Genomic DNA, 16,897 nt, shown 5'->3' on the forward strand with positions numbered 1-16,897 from the left:
CGACGGGAGCGACGTCGTCGGCCGGAGCAGGTGGCCCCGCGGCCGTCGTGGAGCTCGCCGGCGTCTCGAAGTCGTTCGGGTCGACCCGCGCGCTCGACGACGTGAGCCTCACCGTCGCGCCCGGGGAGATCGTCGTCCTGCTCGGGCTCTCCGGCTCGGGCAAGTCGACCCTGCTCCGGCACCTCGTCGGCCTCGAGACCCCGACCAGCGGCGTCCTCCGGGTGCTGGACCGGCCGGTGGCGGCGCTTCGCGGCAAGGAGCTGCGCGAGCTGCGCAGCCAGGTGGGCTTCGTGTTCCAGCAGTTCGAGCTCGTCCGGTCCCTGAGCGTGCTGGAGAACGTCCTGACCGGCGCGCTCGCCCGGATCACGGGCCCGCGCCTGGGGCTGCTGACGTACCGCCGCGCGCTCCGGCTGACGGCGTTGCAGCACCTCGATCGGGTCGGGCTGCTGGCCCAGGCCTACCAGCGGTCCGACACCCTCTCCGGCGGTCAGCAGCAGCGGGTCGCCATCGCGCGGGCGCTGATGCAGGACCCGAAGATCCTGCTGGCCGACGAGCCGGTCGCGTCCCTCGACCCGGACTCGAGCGCCCAGGTGATGGCGCTGATCCGGCAGATCGCAAGCGAGGCCGGGCTCACCGTCGTGTGCAGCCTGCACCAGGTCGACCTCGCGCTGAGCTGGGCCGACCGGATCGTCGGGCTGCGGGACGGGCGGGTCGTGCGGGACGCGCCGGCGGTCGACTACACGAAGGCGGGCGCGATGGAGATCTACGGCACGCCTCACGCGGCCGCGGCGCTCGGTCCGCTGGCCGCGGCGGCGCCGCGCGCAGTGTCCGCCCGGGACCGCTGATGGTGCTGATCGACGCCCCCGCCCCCGCCGGCGCTCCGAGCACGCCCGCGCAGCTGGTCCGCGCCCGACCGGTCGATCGCCGGCGGGCCGCCGCCGGGGTGGCGCTCGCGGGCCTGGCGGTCGCGGCGGTGTTCGCCCTGGTCCGGGTGGACATCTCGGTCTCGGCGATGTTGGGCAGCTGGTCGAACGCCACCCGCTTCGTGGGTCGCGTCGGCACGATCACCTTCCCGCCCGCGGGTGAGCTGGTCGGCCTGGTCGGCCTGACCCTCGGGCTCGTGATCTGCGGAACCGTCCTCGCCGCGGTGCTCTCGGTCCCGGTCGCGTACCTGGCCGCCGCGAACACGACGCCGGGGCCGTCGTGGCGGCTCCTCGGCCGTTTTCTCGGGGTGCTCGCCCGCGCGGTGCCCGACGTCGTCATGGCGATGGTCGCGGTGCTGGTCTTCTCGATCGGCGCCCTCCCGGGGATCGTGGCGATCGGCCTGCACTCGGTGGGGATGATCTCGAAGCTCTTCGCCGACGCCATCGAGCAGATCGACGAGGGTCCGCGGCTCGCGCTGCGCGCGGCCGGGGCCACCCGGACGCAGGAGTTCATCTCCGGGGTCCTCCCGCAGGTGCTGCCGTCCTGGGTGGCGACCGTGCTGCACCGCAACGACATCAACCTGCGGGGCTCGGTGATCCTCGGGTACGTGGGCGTCGTCGGGCTCGGCCTGGAGATGAAGTACGCGTTCAGCAGCCTGAACTACTCCCTCGGCCTGGGCATCGCCCTCGTCATGTTCGCGCTGTGCGTCGGCATGGAGATCATTTCGTCCGCGGCGCGCAAGGCGATGCTCGGTCACGCCGCGCCCTCGCGCCGCGTCCCTCGCTGGTGGCGGGGGCGCGCGCTTCCGGCGAGAACGGCGCCCCGCTCCGCGCAGGAGGCGCTGCATCGCCCGTGGGACCGGGAACGGGTGCGCAACGGCGCGGCCGGCTGGCTCGCCGTTGCCGTGGTGGCCGCGTCGGTCGCGGTCTGCGACATCCCCTGGCGTGAGCTCATCACGTCCTGGCAGCTCATCCCCGAGGTCGCGGCGAAGTTCTGGCCGCCCAGCTTCGGCAACTATCCGGCCGCCGTGATGGTCGGCGCGATGGCCGAGACCGTCGCGATCGCGTTCGCGGCCACCGGGCTGACCTTCGTGCTGTCCGTCCTCGTCGGGGCGCTCGCGGCACGGAACGTCGCGCCCACCGGGCTGGTGCGCGGCGTCGCGCGGTTCGTCCTGGTCTCCATCCGCGGGATCCCGGAGCTGATCCTCGCGGTCGTCTTGATCATCGTCACGGGGCTGGGTCCGCAGGCCGGCACGTTGGCTCTTGCCTTCTGCGGCATCGGCCTGCTGGGAAAGCTCATCGCCGACTCCTTCGAGGAGGTTGACGCCGGACCCGAGCGCGCGGTGACGACGGCCGGTGCGACCCGGCTGCAGGTCTTTGTCGCCGCGACCTTCCCGCAGGGCAGCCGGGCGCTGATCGGGCACACCTTCTACCTGCTGGACACCAACATCCGCGCGGCCACCATCCTCGGCATCGTCGGCGGCGGGGGCATCGGCTACTACGTGCTCAACGCCGGGCAGGGCTCGAACTACGACCAGGTGACGGCGATCGTGGCGATGATCCTCGTGGCGGTGCTGGTGGTCGAGGGTCTCTCGATGTGGATCCGTCGCGCGCTGGGCTAACCGCCGGGCTCGAGCGCGGGCGCTGCCTCCGTCGTTGTGCGGGTCTTGCCAGGAATCTCGGGCTTCCGGGCTTCCGGGCTTCCGGGCTTCCGGAGGCCGACAGCCGAAGTCGGTCATCTGTGCACAGGGCGGGTTGCGGGGTGGGGTGCGTGTGGGTGGTCCGTCCTAGTCTGTACACATGTTCGAACCGAGCGATGACGAGGTAACGGGGGCCCCGGCGGGGGCCGGGCCGGCGGTCGCGGGCGCCACCTCGGCGGCCGACACGGCGACGGTGACGGCGTTGCCGGTGTCGGTGGATGTGGCGTTCGGGGTGTTGCTCGGGCGGGTGTTTGCGGAGGCGGGGGCGGCGTTGGCGCAGGCCGCGGCCGCGGGGTCGTGCATCGCGGGGCCGATCGATCAGGTCGCGTTGTCCGCCGCGTTGATGGACCAGGCGCCCGGCTCGCCGCTGGTGGAGCTGCTTGAGGGCCTGTGCCCGTCGGATGTGCATGATGCGGTGTTGATCGAGGCGATCGCCGCCTGGGAACGCGTCACCTCGCTGGCTGCGGCGCGGCAGGGCGAGATGATCGCCGAGCTCGCCCGGCGCCGGGATGCGCAGCGTCTGGGTGAGTTCGTGGGTGATGAGGTCGCGTCGGTGCTGGTGATGTCCCGGTCGGTGGCGGAGGCGAAGGTCAGCCTCGGCACCTCGCTGCAGGTGTGGCCCGCGGTGCGCGAGGCGTTGGTGGCTGGGGTGATTGATCACCGCAAGGCCACCGCCCTGGTCGACGGGGTCGGGCACCTCGACGACGACGCCGCAGCGGCTGTCCTGGACGCGGTGCTGCCGGTCGCGGCGGGTTTGACGGTGCCGGCGTTGAAGGCGCGCCTGCGCAAGGTCGAGCTGACCGTGAACCCGGCCGCCGTCGCCGAGCGGCGCGCCCGCGACGCCGCGGACCGGTATGTGCGGGTCAGCCCGGCGCCGGGGGTGATGGCGTGGTTGACCGCGTACCTACCCGCCAAGGACGCGATGACGGTGTTCACCGCGATCGACGCCATCGCCGCGTCCGCGGACCCCGCCGACCCACGCGGTGTGGCGGCGCGGCGCGCGGACGCCCTGACCGACCTCTGCACCGACATCCTCACCACCGGCATCGCCCCCACCACCGCACTGCCCGGCACAGCGGGACCGGGTCCCGGGACAGCGGGTCAGGCCGGCGGGACTCCGAGGGCCGGCGGGGTCTTGAAGACCGAGCACGGGCGTCGCCCGCACCTGCAGGTGACCGCCGCGGCGACCACGTTGTTGGGGTTGGATGAGGTGCCCGGGGAGCTGGCCGGGTACGGGCCGATCCCCGCAGACCTGGTCCGGGCGATCGCGGCGGACGCGACGTGGCGGCGGATCTTCACCGACCCCGCCACCGGGTGCGTGACCGGGATCGGGCCGCGCGGGTACCGCCCCGGCGCCGACCTGACCGGAACCGTGCTGGCCCGGGATAAGACCTGCACGTTCGTGGGGTGCCGGATGCCCGCGTGGCGATGCGACCTGGACCACCGCGACCCCTACGACCACGACCACCCCGACCTCGGCGGGCAAACCTGCGAAGAGAACCTGCACTCGCTGTGCCGCCACCATCACCGGGCCAAGACCTACGGCGGCTGGCACCCCGACCTCGACACCTCCACCGGCGACACGTGGTGGACCTCACCGACCAAGCACCGCTACAAGCGACCCTCCGTCGACGTCAATCCCGAGCCGCCGCCACCCGATCGGCCCTGGTTGCACACGCCCCAGCCCGACGACCCACCCTTCTAGCAGTCGGCCCCTTGAGGTCCAGTCGGCCCTTAAGGTCCGAGTCGCAGTTCGGTGCAGCAGTCGGTTGGCGCGGCGAACCCATCCGCGGTGGCCTCGCACGACCGACGCGAAGCCTGCGCAACACGGCCGTGGCTCGCTCGAGCGAGCGACGAGGCGCTTGCTCCGGCGGCCGGCGGCCGACAGACTGCGGCGATGGAGAACGTCGACGAATCTCAGCTGATCGCGCAGGTGACCGAGCGCCTGCATGGCCGGTTCCCGGACCTCGCGGTCGAGACGGTCCGGACGGCGGTCCTGCGGGCGCAGCTCGAGCTGGATGGCCGGGAGGTGCGGGCCTTCGTCCCGATTCTCGTGGAGCGCGCCGCCCGCGAGAGCCTCGCGTCGTATGCGCGCTCCATCCCGGCGCGGACGGCGCGAGCCGGCCGATGAAGGAGATCCGTCGCCGCATTGCCGGCTGACCGCGGCGCGGTTATCCACAGATCTCTCGCGGCCCGGTTCGTGGACGCTGCCCCGTTATTGGCCGGATCTCCTGTTCGAGGAGTCCGCAGGCGATCCAGCTACCGTGCCGGGTCTGTGCCGTCGCGGGACGCCTATCCGAGGTCGTCGTTGCCCGCCTGGAGACGACGCCGAGGCGACGTGTCCGCACGCGCTGGTGGGTGGGTGCCCGTCTGGCACCCCGTCGCGGAGGCGGACGGCGTCTCGGTCGTCGTGCTACGCGCCTGCCAGGTCGTGCAGGTTGATCGCCGCGACGACCTGGTCGTAGTCGCCGCGGGCCTCGCCGTAGCGCAGGAACTTGACGTTCTCGACCTGGATCTCCTTCGCGTCGGGCTGGGACTCGATGAGGGTGATGACCTCGGAGATGAACTCGTCGAGCGGCATCGCGATGGCGCTGTCCCGTTGACCCGGGAGGAGATCGGTCGCCACCGCCGGCGGCTCGAGTTCGAGGACCTGGACGCTCGTGCCTGCGAGCTGGAGGCGGATCGACTCGCTGAGCATGTGGATGGCGGCCTTGCTGGCGTTGTAGCTGGGCGTGGCCTGCAGCGGAGCGAACGCCAGTCCGGAGGACACGGTGACGATCGCGGCCTCGGCTCGGCTCTGCAGGTGCTCGGTGAAGGCGGCGATGAGCCGGATCGGTCCGAGCACGTTGGTGGTGATCGTCTGCTCGGCAGAAGCGAGGAAGGATTCCGGATCGGTCCAGTCCTCGACTCGCATGATGCCGGCCATCGGGATGAGCACGTTGAGCTCGGGGTGCTCGGCGATGACCTGCTGGGCGAGTGTGGCGACGTTCTCGGGGTCAGTCGTGTCGATCCGGTAGGAGTGGAGTCCGGGGTGCTCGGCGCTGATCTGGTCGAGCAGCTCGGTGCGGCGGCCGCCGATGATGACCTCGTTGCCCTTGGCCCTGAGGGCGAGGGCGAGGGCCAGGCCAATGCCGCTGGTCGCGCCGGCGATGAAGATGGTATTTCCCGTGATCTGCATGGTTGGAGTCTCGGCGCGCCTTCGGCACTGCACCAGGGAGTAGTTGTCGGGGGAGTGGGGATCCCTGGTTGGCGCGGTCGGCCGGGCCGATACTTCGATGGTGGACCGTGATGCGCTTGCCGACTTCCTCGTCCGTCACCGCGCCGCGCTCAGGCCGGGTGACGTCGGGCTGAGCGCGGGCGTGCGCCGTCGTGCCCCTGGGCTGCGCCGCGAGGAGGTTGCCCAGCTCGCGGTGATGTCGACCGACTACTACACCCGTCTCGAGCAGCGACGCGGACCGCAGCCGAGCACCCAGATGCTCGGCTCGCTCGCCCGCGGCCTGAGGCTGACACCTGACGAGCGCGACTACATGTACCGGGTGGCGGGCCACAGCGCGCCGGACCGTGCCGCCATGACGGACTATGTCGCGCCGGCCCTGCTGCGGGTGCTCGACCGACTCACTGACACCCCGGCGTTCATCATCGACGCGCTCGGCCAGACCCTCGTGCAGAACGACCCCGCTCGCGCGCTGTTCGGCGACGCCAGCGGACTCGCTGGCTGGGAGCGCAGCGGCATCTATCGCTGGTTCCTTCGCCCCGACCAAGAACGGTGGCGCTACCCGGAGCACGACCGGGACCGGCAGGGCCGGGCGCAGGTCGCCTCGCTGCGCGCCGCCTACGCGAGGATGGGACGGCGTTCGCGGGCCGGTGCACTGGTTCGCGAACTCACGGCCCGGAGCCCGGAGTTCGCCGAACTCTGGGAAGCCCATGAGGTGAGTCGCCGCTTCGAGGACCACAAGGTGCTCATCCACCCCGAGATCGGATCGATCGAGGTCGACTGCCAAGTGCTGTTCACCGAGGACGAGTCTCAGGCGCTCCTGGTGCTGACGGCGCCTCCGCGCAGCGAGGCGGAGAGCAAGCTCACGCTCCTGGCTGTTCTCGGCACCCAGGAGTTCGCGAGCGGTCAGGGCTGAGCCACGTCATCGCGAGCGAGGCCCCGGGGTCCGGCTGCCCCCGCTCAGCCAGACCTGGCCCTGCCGGGCCACCAACAACGTCGGCGCGTTGCCGGCTGACCGCGGCGAGGTTATCCACAGATCTCTCGCGGCCCGGTTCGGGCAGGCGCGGATGAGAGAGCGTTGCGCGCATGACGCCCGTCCCCGCAGCCCGCCGCGTCGCCGTCGTCGTCCTCGCCGCGATCGCCGCCCTCTTGCTCACCGCGTGCCAGGAGAGGACGCCCGAACCCGCGCCGTCGGCGGCCCCCGTGCTGGACGTGACCTTCACGCCCGTCGACGTGCCGACCGACATGCGCGCGACGGCGGACGCGCCCGCCGTCTGGGGGACGACGGCCCTGCCGTCCGACGGAACGCTGCCGCGGCTGGCCGTCGGCCTGGTCTCCCCGGGGCCGTCCGGTCGCACCGCGGTGCGGGTCTGGTCCAGCGCCGCCGACGCCTCCGCGATGACCGAGCAGGCCACCCTTGACATCGCCGGCACGACCGCTGGCCCGACTGCCGGCCCGAGCGCCGACGCGACCGGCGGCACGACCGGCGGCGCGAACGGCACCGCGAGCGACGTCCAGGCCGTCACCGTCGCCGGCAGCGCGGGGATCTCCGCGATCTCCGGGTACGCCTGGACCGGCACGACCGACGAGAGCTTCCTGCTGACCTCCGCCGACCGCACCACCTGGACGCCGGTCGAGCTCGACGCGGCCGCGCGCGCTGCGCGCACCCACGAGTCCGGCGCCGACGCCCAGCGCGTGGTGCTCGCGGGCGACGGCCTGGTCTCGCGGCGACCCGCCGTCGTCGTCCACACGGTCGCGACGGGCGAGACGTCCACTACCGCGCTGCCGGCCCTCGGCGACGACGAGGCGCAGGTGGTGACGGGCGTGGCGGTGGCGGGCGACGTCGTCGTCGTCACCGCCGAGCGCGGGCCCCGCGGCGAGCCGGCGACGCCGGTCAGCTACGTGTCCACCGACGCGGGTGCGACGTTCGGTGCCGCGCGGGACGTGACGGCGTCGGCGCGGGCGGACGTCGCCGGCGTCGTGTGGACGGGCACCGAGTTCGTGGCCACCGGCTCCGACCGGTCCGCGGGCGAGGGCAGCAGCCGGCCCGCCGCGTGGGCCTCGCCGGACGGCGCGACCTGGACCCCGGACGGCCTCGCGCCGTTCGGAGCGGACCCGCTCGGCTGGGCGGTGAAGGGCGCTCCCGCGCGCTTCAGTCGCCCCACCACCTCGAACGGTGAGGTCGCGGTGGCGATCACGCAGTCCGCGAACCCGGCCGTGTACCTGCGCTACCGCCGGGCCGACGGCGCCTGGACCGAGCCGGTCGCGACCGTCGAGTACCCCTCCGCAGACCCGGCGGCCGTCGCGGTGCGGACCGCGGGCGGGCTGGCCGCGGTGATCGAGGCGAACGGCGCGCTCGCCGAGGTCCGCGCGACGGCGGGCGGGCTGGCGGCGGGCGGGTCGGCGGAAGGCGCGTCGCTCAACGAGTGGCGGCAGGGCTACGGCGTCGACTCGCTGCACGCCCTGCCGGGCGCCGTCGGCGTGGCCGCCGCGCAGCTCGTCTTCGAGTTCACCGCCGGCGACGACGGCGACGGCGGCAGGTACGGCTTCGTGCAGTTCCTGGCCCCCGCGAGCTACACCTACGCGGGCGGCCGCCTGCGCGCGGTGGCCTGGGGCCCGCCCGACCTGGTCACGCACAGCGCCCCGGTGTTCGGCACCGACGCCGGGTCGGGCACGTCCGTGCTCGCCGCGGTCGCCACCGCCGAGGAGGGCTTCCCGATGCACGCCTGGGTCAGTCCCGCCGGAGCCGGCTGGCAGCCCGTCACGGGCATCGAGGAGCTGGGGTTCCAGCGGCCGCGGGCGGTCGCGATGACCTCGGCCGGCTGGCTGCTTGCCGCCGATGCGGGGACGAGCGGCGACTACTCCGACTCGCGCGTGGCGGCGCTGTGGACCTCGCCCGACGGCCTCGCGTGGACGCGGGCGGCCGGCCAGTTCCAGACCGACGGCGGCGGGGACTCCTCGATCACGGCGATCTGCGACCTGCCGGGCGGCCCGGTCGCCGTCGGCTGGGCCGAGGACGCCGACCGGGTCTCCCACGCCACGGCCTGGACGAACGACGGCGCCGGCTGGGCGCCGGTCGCCCTGACCGACGCCCCGGGCTCGTTCTTCACGTCCTGCGTCGCGACCGAGACGGGCGCCCGACTCGAGGGCTCGGACGGCGCGGTCGACACCGTCTGGGAGACCTCGGACGGGGGCGCCTTCGCCGTCGTGGAGCGGCTCGCCGACGGCGTCTCGCGCGGCATCGCGGTCGAGGTCGACGGCGGGGTCGCGGCGGCCGGGTGGATCGAGAGCGCGGCGTTCACCGGCCCGGTGCTGTGGCTGTCCGCCGACGGCGCGCGGTGGCGATGGGTGCCGATCCCGGCGGCAGGCAGCACGGACGACATCGACGTCCAGGCGGTCGGCGCCGACCTGCTGGTGACGGCCCAGGGCGCCGGCACGGCCCAGGTCTGGACGGTGCCCGACGTCGCGGCGGCGCTCGCGGCGATCCGCGCCGGGGCGCGGTGACGCGAAGGGGCGTAGTGACGCGAAGGGGCCCAGTGACGCGGAGGGGCCCAGTGACGCGAAGGGGCGTAGTGACGCGAAGGGGTGCGTGTGTGCCCAGACGGCCACGCGCACCCGCGTGGGGAACGTAAAATCGACCCCGTGACCGACCCGGACTCTCTGCGCACCACCGAGGTCCTTGTCGACCCGGCCGAGGAGGCGGAGCCGACCCGTGCACCCGGTCGCCCGCGCGACCCGATGCTCGAGGAGCGCGCCCTGCAGGCCGCGCTCGAGGTGTTCGGGGAGAAGGGCTGGGCGGGCCTGACGATCGACGAGGTCGCCACGCGGTCCCGGGTCGGCAAGTCCTCGATCTACCTGCGGTGGGGGGACAAGGAGTCGCTGCTGACGGCGGCCCTGCGGCGCAACCAGCAGCGCGGCGCGGAGCTCCGCGAGGAGGAGGGCTCGCCGCCGCTGACCGACGAGGGCTCGCTGCGCGACTTCCTCATCGCGCACGCGACCAGGCGCGCGGAGCTGTACCTGAGCCCGAACGGGCTGCCGATGCTGCGCCTGTATGTCGAGGCACGCGCGTTCCCGCAGCTGTTCGCGAACATCCGGCAGCGGACGATGACCGAGTTCGTGCTCGAGGAGCGCAGCCGGGTCGAGGAGGCCATCAGGCGCGGGGTGCTGCCGGCGCACGCCTCGGCCGTGCACCTCCTGGACGCGGTGGAGGGGGCGGTGCTGATGCACGTGCTCGTGACCCCGCCGCACCTGCTCGACCGCGTGCGCAGCACCCTCGGCGCGTACGTCGAGCAGCTGGTCGACAACCAGCTGCGGGCCGCGGCGTCCTGAGCCGAGCGGGCTGACGGGAACGGCGCGAGCCGGGTGGCCTGACTGGAGCGGCCTGACTGGAGCGGCCTGACTGGAGCGGCCTGACCGAGCGACCCGACCGAGCGACCCGACCGGGCGACCCGGACGGGCGACCCGGACGGGCGACCCGGACGGGCGGCGCGAATGTGGGCAATCGGCTCCACGCGGCGCGAGTGTGGGCGATCGGTCCCCGAACGGGGTCGTTGACCGGCAGATCTCCCACACCCGCTCGCCTGGGAGCAGATCGCCCACACTCGCCCGCGGCGCCCCCAGTCGGCTACGCCGTGTGCTGGTGCTCCTTGACGATCTGGCGCCCGGCGATGTGCACCATGATCTCGTCGGTGCCGCCGCCGAAGCGGTGCCCGCGCAGGTCGAGCCACAGTCGCGAGACCCGCACGCCGACGGTCACCCCGACGCCGCCGAAGATCTGCATCGCCTCGTCGGCGACCTCGAACGCGGCCATCGCGCTGTAGCGCTTGCACAGCGCACCCTGGCTGCGCAGCGGCATGCCCTGGTCGAGCATCCACGCGGTCCGGTAGACGAAGTTGCGCATGTTCTCGAGCTTGATCGCCATGTCGGTGAGCTTGAGCTGGATGAGCTGGAACGAGCCGATCGGCTGCCCGAACTGGACGCGCTGACCGGCGTACGTCGCGGCGTCGTCGAAGGCGCACTGGGCCTGGCCGAGGCAGTTGGCGGCGATCACGAGCCGCTCGAGCTCGAAGTTGCGCATGAGCTGCTTGAACCCGGCGCCCTTGACCCCGACGAGGCAGGACTCGGGCAGCGTCACCTCGTCCAGGAAGATTTCGCTGGAGTCGCTGATGTGCCACAGGATCTTGTCGAGGCGGTTGGTCGTGATGCCGGGGGAGTCCATCGGCACGAGGTACATCGAGATCGCCTCGCGCGGGTTCGCCACCTCCGGGTCCTTGGCCATCAGGAGCAGGTTCTTGGACACGAGCGCGCTGGTGATGAGCGTCTTGGTGCCCGTGAAGGTCACCATGCCGTCGTGGTGCACGGCGCGCGTCGACATCGCCGACGTGTCCGAGCCGGCGCCCGGCTCGGTGAAGCCGAGGGCGAAGGGAACCTCGCCCGTCGCGAGCTGGCCCAGCACCTCGCGCTGCTGCTCCGGGGACCCGAACTCGATGATGTCCGTCGCCTGGAGCAGCTCGAGGCCGTAGCCGTTGTTCAGGCCCTGGCGCGCGACGCGCTCGGCGAGCAGCACGAGCGTCATGGCGTCGCAGGGGGTCCCGCCGAACTCCTCGGGGAAGCCGAGCGAGCCGAAGCCGGCCTCGTTCATCGCCTTGCGGAACGACACCGGCTGCTCGTGGTTGAGGTCGAGCGCGGCGATGTACGACTCGGAGCACTCGCGCTCGAGCAGCTCATCGAGGCTCTGCAGGAGGAGGTCCTGCTCGTCGGTCAGTCCGAAGTCCATGGTCGTTCGCCTTTCGGTGCCGGCGTGCGCCCGTGCGGCAGCGCAGCCTCGTCGCTGCGGCCGGGCAGATCCCGTGCCGCGGCTCCATCATCGGCGCGCCCCGACGGCCCACTCGCGGGACGATGGTCCCAATTGCCGACGATCATCGTCCGAAATAGTAAACGCGGTGTCCGCATCGGGACGTCGGGCCTGCAAGGGCGCGTCCCGATGCCCCAACACTGAAGGCCGAACACCGCGTTCTGAACGACGCCGCACCTCTGCATGACCCGCACCTGCGCATGACCCCGCAACTCCAACGAAGGAGCAGTGCTCGTGGCAACTGTCATCACGGCGGCCGAGGCGGCCGTACTCATCGAAGACGGGGCCACGGTGGCCCTGAGCGGGTTCGGCCTGGCGTGCGTCAACGAGGAGACGCTCATCTCCGTCGAGCAGCGGTTCCTCGAGCACGGGGCGCCGCGCAACCTCACGGTCGTGCACTCCAGCGCCGTCGGCGACCGGCGGACCCGGGGCATGAGCCACTGGGGCCACGAGGGCCTGATCAAGCGCTGGATCGGCGGCATCGCGATCGCGTCGCCCGCCCTGGCGAAGCTGATCCAGGACGACAAGTGCGAGGCGTACAACCTGCCGCAGGGCGTCATCACCCAGCTCTACCGCGAGATCGCCGCGAAGCGTCCGGGGGTCGTGACCAAGGTCGGGACCGGGACGTTCGTCGACCCGCGGGTCGAGGGAGCGCGGATGTCGGCCTGCTCGGTCGAGGACTACGTCCAGGTCGTCGAGCTCGCGGGCGAGGAGTGGATGTTCTACCCCTCGTTCCCGATCGACGTCGGGCTGATCCGGGGGACCGTCGCGGACGAGCACGGCAACCTGACCCTGAGCAAGGAGGGCCTCAAGATGGAGGTCCTGCCCATCGCCCAGGCCGCGCACAACAGCGGCGGCATCGTGATCGCCCAGGTCGAGTCGCTCGCCAAGGCCGGGTCGCTCGACCCGAACGACATCCGGGTGCCCGGCGTGCTGGTCGACTACATCGTCGTCTCGGAGCCGGCCAACCACTTCCAGACCGAGAACACGCACTACAACCCGTCCTACTCGGGCCAGGTGCGCACGCCCCTGTCCGGGGTCGTCTCGATCCCGCTCACCGAGCGCAAGGTCATCGCCCGCCGGTGCGCGATGGAGATGACGCCGGGCACGGTGCTCAACCTCGGCGTCGGCATCCCGGCCGACGTCGGCTCGATCGTCGCCGAGGAGGGCGCGAGCAGCGACGTGGTCATGACCACCGAGTCCGGCGCGATCGGCGGGGTGCCCGCGGGGCTGAAGGACTTCGGCCACGCCTACAACCCCGAGGCGCTCGTCGAGATGCACTCCCAGTTCGACTTCTACGACGGCGGCGGGCTCGACCTGTGCGTGCTCGGGCTGGCGCAGACCGACCAGCACGGCAACGTCAACGTCTCCAAGTTCGGCGGCCGCGTCGCGGGCGCCGGCGGGTTCATCAACATCTCCCAGGCGGCCAAGACGCTCGTCTTCGCCGGCACGTTCACGGCCGGCGGCCTCGACGTCGAGATCGTCGAGGGCGCGCTGCAGGTGCGCACCGAGGGCCGGGCCCGCAAGTTCCTCGACCACGTCGAGCAGATCACGTTCAGCGGCCAGTACGCCGCGGGCACCGGTCAGCGGGTCCTGTACGTGACCGAGCGGGCCGTGTTCGTGCTGAGCGACGGGTCGATGACGCTCATCGAGATCGCCCCGGGCGTCGACCTGCAGACGCAGGTGCTCGACCTGATGGACTTCGCCCCCACGATCTCCCCGGACCTCGCCCTGATGCCCGCCGGCATCTTCCGCGAGACCTGGGGCGAGCTTGCCGCCCACATCCACTCCCCGCGGCCGGCACTGGCGCCGGCGCTCACCGGAAGGCCCTGACCATGGCGACCACCGCCGCTCCCACGATCAACCGCTGGGCGGTGCTGTGGGGATCGGTCGCGATCCTCATGTGCACGGGCGCCATCTACGCGTTCTCGGTGTTCGCGGGCCCGCTCGCCGCCGAGCACGGCTGGACGATGCCCGCCGTCATGCTCGCGTTCGGCATCAACGGTGCCATCAGCCCCATCCCGATGATCCTCGGCGGGTACATCGTCGACCGGGGCGGGGCCCGCTACTCGATCCTCGCGGGCGGGCTGCTGTTCGCGGCCGGCTTCATCCTCGCGGGCCTCGCGACCACCACGACCCAGCTCTACCTGACCTACGGCATCGTCGCCGGCATCGGGCAGGGCCTGGCGTACTCCGGCTGCCTGAGCAACACGCTCAAGTTCTTCCCGGACCGCCGCGGCCAGGCCGCCGGCCTGATCACGGGCGGGATGGGGATGGCCGCCGTCGTCGCCGCCCCCGTCGCGAGCTGGCTGATCCGCGAGCACGGGATCGGCACGGCGTTCGTCGCGATGGGCTCCGTGTACGCGGTCGTCGTCGTGATCGGCTCCCTGTTCGTCCGGGTCGCCCCGGTCGGCTACGCCCCGGCCGGCTGGACGCCGCCCACGGGCGCCGGGCCCGCCGTCGCCGTCCCCTTCACCGGCATGCTGCGCACGTCGACGTTCTACTTCATCCTCGTGCTGCTCGCGCTCGGCGCGTTCTCCGGCCTCATGATCGCCGCGAACGCCTCGGGCATCGGCCAGGGCATGTTCGGCCTGACCGCCGCGACCGCGGCGCTGTTCGTCAGCGCCTACGCCGCCTCGAACATGCTCGGCCGCGTCGTGTGGGGCGCGGTGTCCGACCGCATCGGGTACCTCAACGCGCTCAAGCTGATCTACGCCGTCGTCGCCGCCTCGATGCTGGTGCTGGTGACGGTCTCCTCCGTCGCGGGCTTCGCCGTCGGCATCGTCGGGCTCGGCCTGTGCTTCGGCGGCGTCATGGGCGTCTTCCCGGCGCTGGTGATGAAGAGCTTCGGGCCCCGGTTCCAGGGGATCAACTACGGCATCGTGTTCTCGGCGTACGCCGTCACGGCCTACTTCGCCCCGAGCTTCGCAGCGCGGATCGGCGCGGCGCACGACGGCGACTTCACGACGGCGTTCGTCATCGCGATCGGGCTGGCGCTCGCGGGCCTCGTGGTCGCGTTCGTGTTCACCGCGGTGCAGCGCGCGCAGGTCGCCGCGCAGGCGGCCCAGGCGGCGGACGGCCAGGCGCCGGTGGTGGCCGGGACGCGTGCCTGACGTCGACATCAGCCCGGCGCGCGCCGTTGCGCTGCTCGCGCGGCGCGCGCCGGGCACGGCGTCGATCGTGTGCGCCGACCGGACCCTGAGCGCGGCGCAGGTGCACGCCGGCGTGACGCGGATGGCCGGCGTCCTCGCGGGCGTCGGCGTCCGCGCGGGGGACCGGGTGGCGTACCTCGGGCGCAACAGCCCGAGCGCGCTCGTCCTGCTGCTCGCCTGCGCGCACCTCGGCGCGGTCTACGTGCCGGTGAACTTCCGGCTGGCCCCGCGCGAGATCGGCTACGTGCTCCGGCACAGCGGGGCGCGCACCGTGCTGGTCGAGCCCGAGCTCGCCGCCGCCTGCGAGCCGCTCGACCGGGGCGGCCCGCCGCGGCGCTGGCTGCTCGCGGACGATGCCGCGACCGGCGCCCCGGCCGCGCCGCGCGCGGGGTGGTTGCGTCCGATCGACGTCGCCGTCGACGTCGGCGTGGACGTGCCGGGGGTCCGCCGGACGTTCGACGACCTGGCCGTGCTCATGTACACCTCGGGCACCACCGGCCGGCCCAAGGGCGTGATGCTCACGCACGGCAACCTGTGGTGGTCGGGCGTGAACATGGACGAGGTGCTCGACACCCGGCGCGACGACGTCAACCTCGCCGTGGCGCCGATGTTCCACATCGGCGGCCTGAACGCGTTCGCGCTGCGCACGCTCGTGCGGGGCGGGACCGTCGTCGTGCGCCGTACGTTCGACGCCGAGCGCACCCTGGCCGACCTGGCGGGCGGCCGCATCACGACCGTCTTCGGGGTGCCCACGATGTTCGCGGCCGTTGCCCGCTGCGAGGGCTTCGCGGTCGCGGACCTGTCCGGGGTCCGGGTCGCGCTCATCGCCGGGTCCGCGGTGCCGCCGTCGCTCATCCACGCCTTCGCCGAGCGCGGCCTGCCGCTGCAGCAGTCGTGGGGGATGACGGAGACCTCGCCCGGGTGCACCTTCGTGCCGCGCGAGCTCGCGCTCGCGAAGGCCGGCTCGGCCGGGCTCCCGCTGCCGGACACCGAGCTCCGGCTCGTCGACCCCGCCACCGGGACCACCGTCGCGGCCGCGGGCGCGACCGGCGAGCTGTTCGTCCGCGGCCCGAACGTGACGCCCGGCTACTGGAACGATCCCGACGCGACCCGCGCGGCCCTCACGACGGACGGCTGGCTGCGCTCGGGCGACCTCGCCCAGTTCGACGACGACGGGTGGATCTCGATCGTTGGCCGGCGCAGCACGATGATCAACACCGGCGGCGAGAACGTGTACCCGGCCGAGGTCGAGCGCGCCCTGACGCATCTGCCGGGGATCACCGGGGTCGCCGTCGTCGGTGTCCCGGACCCCGCGTGGGGCGAGAGCGTGCTGGCGGTGCTGGAGTGCCCTGCGGGGACGACGCCGCCGCTCGCCGACGTCCGGGCCTTCGCCGCGCTCGGGCTGGCCCGGTACAAGCTGCCGTCGCAGGTGCTCGGTATGTGCCGGCTGCCGCGCACCGAGTCCGGCAAGGTCGACCAGGTCGCGCTGCGCTCGCTCGCGGCGGCCGCCGCGGCCGGTGCCGCGACCGCAGCCGCCGACACCGGCGTCGCCGTCGTCGCCGCGGGCTAGCCGGTCCGGCCCCAGTTCCGGATCGTCTCGCGCACCCAGAACAGGGTGATCAGCGCGATCTGCCACCACTCGGCCACGGCGACGTGGTAGCCCTCGACCAGCAGGTAAGCGAGCCCGAGGACGACCGGCCCGCCGACGACCATGAGGACCGAGATCAGGCCTCGCGGGCGCTCTCGGTCGCGTTCGTCGTCCTGATCGTCTTCCGCATCGTGCAGGGCACCGAGTTCGCCTGGGTGCACTACGCCGTGACGTTTCGTCGAGACCCGGATCCCGTTCACCATCTCCGCGCGCACCAGCGGGTCGGAGATGCCCCGCAGGGTCTCGTCCAGGTTGGTCGGCACGAACGCGACGAACAGCGCCTAGAAGCCGGCCAGGTTCAGCGCGTCGTCCTCGAGCGGGCGACCGCGGTAGGCGATCAGGCACACCGCGATGCCGACCAGCGCGCCGACGAACACATCCCGCAACGGCCCCACAGGTAGTTCGC

The 16,897-nt window shown here is 72.7% G+C and carries 13 protein-coding genes; 10 read left to right on the forward strand and 3 right to left on the reverse strand.

What is annotated here, in order from left to right; genetic code table 11:
* The first annotated feature begins 47 nt into the window (after positions 1-47).
* The 4 genes from phnC (at position 48) to J4E96_RS03550 (ending at position 4,754) form a co-directional block, all read left to right on the forward strand.
* Positions 48-845, forward strand: a complete 798-nt coding sequence (phnC, locus tag J4E96_RS03535) for a phosphonate ABC transporter ATP-binding protein (protein ID WP_227425649.1) — start codon at positions 48-50, stop codon at positions 843-845.
* A complete protein-coding gene (gene phnE, locus J4E96_RS03540; protein WP_227424413.1) occupies positions 845-2,545 on the forward strand; it encodes a phosphonate ABC transporter, permease protein PhnE in 1,701 nt (566 codons plus the stop codon). Before phnC ends, phnE begins: the two co-directional genes overlap by 1 nt.
* Before the next feature lie 178 nt (positions 2,546-2,723).
* A complete protein-coding gene (locus J4E96_RS03545) occupies positions 2,724-4,328 on the forward strand; it encodes an HNH endonuclease signature motif containing protein (protein WP_227424414.1) in 1,605 nt (534 codons plus the stop codon).
* Positions 4,329-4,520: 192 nt separating this feature from the next.
* Positions 4,521-4,754 carry a three-helix bundle dimerization domain-containing protein gene (locus J4E96_RS03550; RefSeq protein WP_227424415.1) on the forward strand — a complete coding sequence of 78 codons (234 nt, stop codon included), beginning with the start codon at positions 4,521-4,523 and terminating at the stop codon, positions 4,752-4,754.
* Between the two features lie 282 nt (positions 4,755-5,036).
* Here the strand turns inward: J4E96_RS03550 and J4E96_RS03555 are convergent, their stop codons facing one another.
* Positions 5,037-5,801, reverse strand: coding sequence for an SDR family oxidoreductase (locus tag J4E96_RS03555; protein ID WP_227424416.1), 765 nt, complete (start codon positions 5,799-5,801; stop codon positions 5,037-5,039).
* A 100-nt stretch (positions 5,802-5,901) separates the two neighbouring features.
* Here J4E96_RS03555 and J4E96_RS03560 point away from each other — a divergent pair, with 100 nt between their 5' ends.
* The 3 genes from J4E96_RS03560 (at position 5,902) to J4E96_RS03570 (ending at position 10,166) form a co-directional block, all read left to right on the forward strand.
* On the forward strand, positions 5,902-6,753 hold the full coding sequence (locus J4E96_RS03560) for a helix-turn-helix transcriptional regulator (protein ID WP_227425650.1): 852 nt from the start codon (positions 5,902-5,904) through the stop codon (positions 6,751-6,753).
* Between the two features lie 170 nt (positions 6,754-6,923).
* Complete coding sequence (locus J4E96_RS03565) at positions 6,924-9,341, forward strand: hypothetical protein (RefSeq protein ID WP_227424417.1); 2,418 nt, start codon at positions 6,924-6,926, stop codon at positions 9,339-9,341.
* A gap of 138 nt (positions 9,342-9,479) precedes the next feature.
* On the forward strand, positions 9,480-10,166 hold the full coding sequence (locus J4E96_RS03570) for a TetR/AcrR family transcriptional regulator (protein WP_227424418.1): 687 nt from the start codon (positions 9,480-9,482) through the stop codon (positions 10,164-10,166).
* Between the two features lie 295 nt (positions 10,167-10,461).
* On the opposite strand, the gene J4E96_RS03575 is transcribed toward J4E96_RS03570, so the two are convergent.
* Positions 10,462-11,613, reverse strand: coding sequence for an acyl-CoA dehydrogenase family protein (locus J4E96_RS03575; RefSeq protein WP_227424419.1), 1,152 nt, complete (start codon positions 11,611-11,613; stop codon positions 10,462-10,464).
* Between the two features lie 312 nt (positions 11,614-11,925).
* Here J4E96_RS03575 and J4E96_RS03580 point away from each other — a divergent pair, with 312 nt between their 5' ends.
* From J4E96_RS03580 to J4E96_RS03590, 3 genes are read left to right on the forward strand one after another with little or no spacing between them, the layout of a single operon-like run.
* Positions 11,926-13,524, forward strand: coding sequence for an acyl CoA:acetate/3-ketoacid CoA transferase (locus tag J4E96_RS03580; RefSeq protein WP_227424420.1), 1,599 nt, complete (start codon positions 11,926-11,928; stop codon positions 13,522-13,524).
* Positions 13,525-13,526: 2 nt separating this feature from the next.
* Positions 13,527-14,804 carry an L-lactate MFS transporter gene (locus J4E96_RS03585; RefSeq protein WP_227424421.1) on the forward strand — a complete coding sequence of 426 codons (1,278 nt, stop codon included), beginning with the start codon at positions 13,527-13,529 and terminating at the stop codon, positions 14,802-14,804.
* Positions 14,797-16,413: an AMP-binding protein gene (locus tag J4E96_RS03590; protein WP_227424422.1), complete on the forward strand. Its 1,617-nt coding sequence runs from the start codon at positions 14,797-14,799 to the stop codon at positions 16,411-16,413. Before J4E96_RS03585 ends, J4E96_RS03590 begins: the two co-directional genes overlap by 8 nt.
* Here J4E96_RS03590 and J4E96_RS03595 read toward each other — a convergent pair.
* Positions 16,410-16,754 carry a hypothetical protein gene (locus J4E96_RS03595; protein ID WP_227424423.1) on the reverse strand — a complete coding sequence of 115 codons (345 nt, stop codon included), beginning with the start codon at positions 16,752-16,754 and terminating at the stop codon, positions 16,410-16,412. The two genes, J4E96_RS03590 and J4E96_RS03595, sit on opposite strands and share 4 nt — an antisense overlap.
* Positions 16,755-16,897 lie beyond the last annotated feature (143 nt).

The sequence above is a fragment of the Pengzhenrongella sicca genome, assembly GCF_017569225.1.
Taxonomy (GTDB): Bacteria; Actinomycetota; Actinomycetes; order Actinomycetales; family Cellulomonadaceae; genus Pengzhenrongella; species Pengzhenrongella sicca.

Coding starts and splice junctions, on each gene's coding strand:
- phnE (WP_227424413.1), top strand. CDS start 845: ATGGTGCTGATCGACGCCCCCGCCCCCGCCGGCGCTCCGAGCACGCCC.
- J4E96_RS03545 (WP_227424414.1), top strand. CDS start 2,724: ATGTTCGAACCGAGCGATGACGAGGTAACGGGGGCCCCGGCGGGGGCC.
- J4E96_RS03550 (WP_227424415.1), top strand. CDS start 4,521: ATGGAGAACGTCGACGAATCTCAGCTGATCGCGCAGGTGACCGAGCGC.
- J4E96_RS03555 (WP_227424416.1), bottom strand. CDS start 5,801: ATGCAGATCACGGGAAATACCATCTTCATCGCCGGCGCGACCAGCGGC.
- J4E96_RS03565 (WP_227424417.1), top strand. CDS start 6,924: ATGACGCCCGTCCCCGCAGCCCGCCGCGTCGCCGTCGTCGTCCTCGCC.
- J4E96_RS03575 (WP_227424419.1), bottom strand. CDS start 11,613: ATGGACTTCGGACTGACCGACGAGCAGGACCTCCTCCTGCAGAGCCTC.
- J4E96_RS03585 (WP_227424421.1), top strand. CDS start 13,527: ATGGCGACCACCGCCGCTCCCACGATCAACCGCTGGGCGGTGCTGTGG.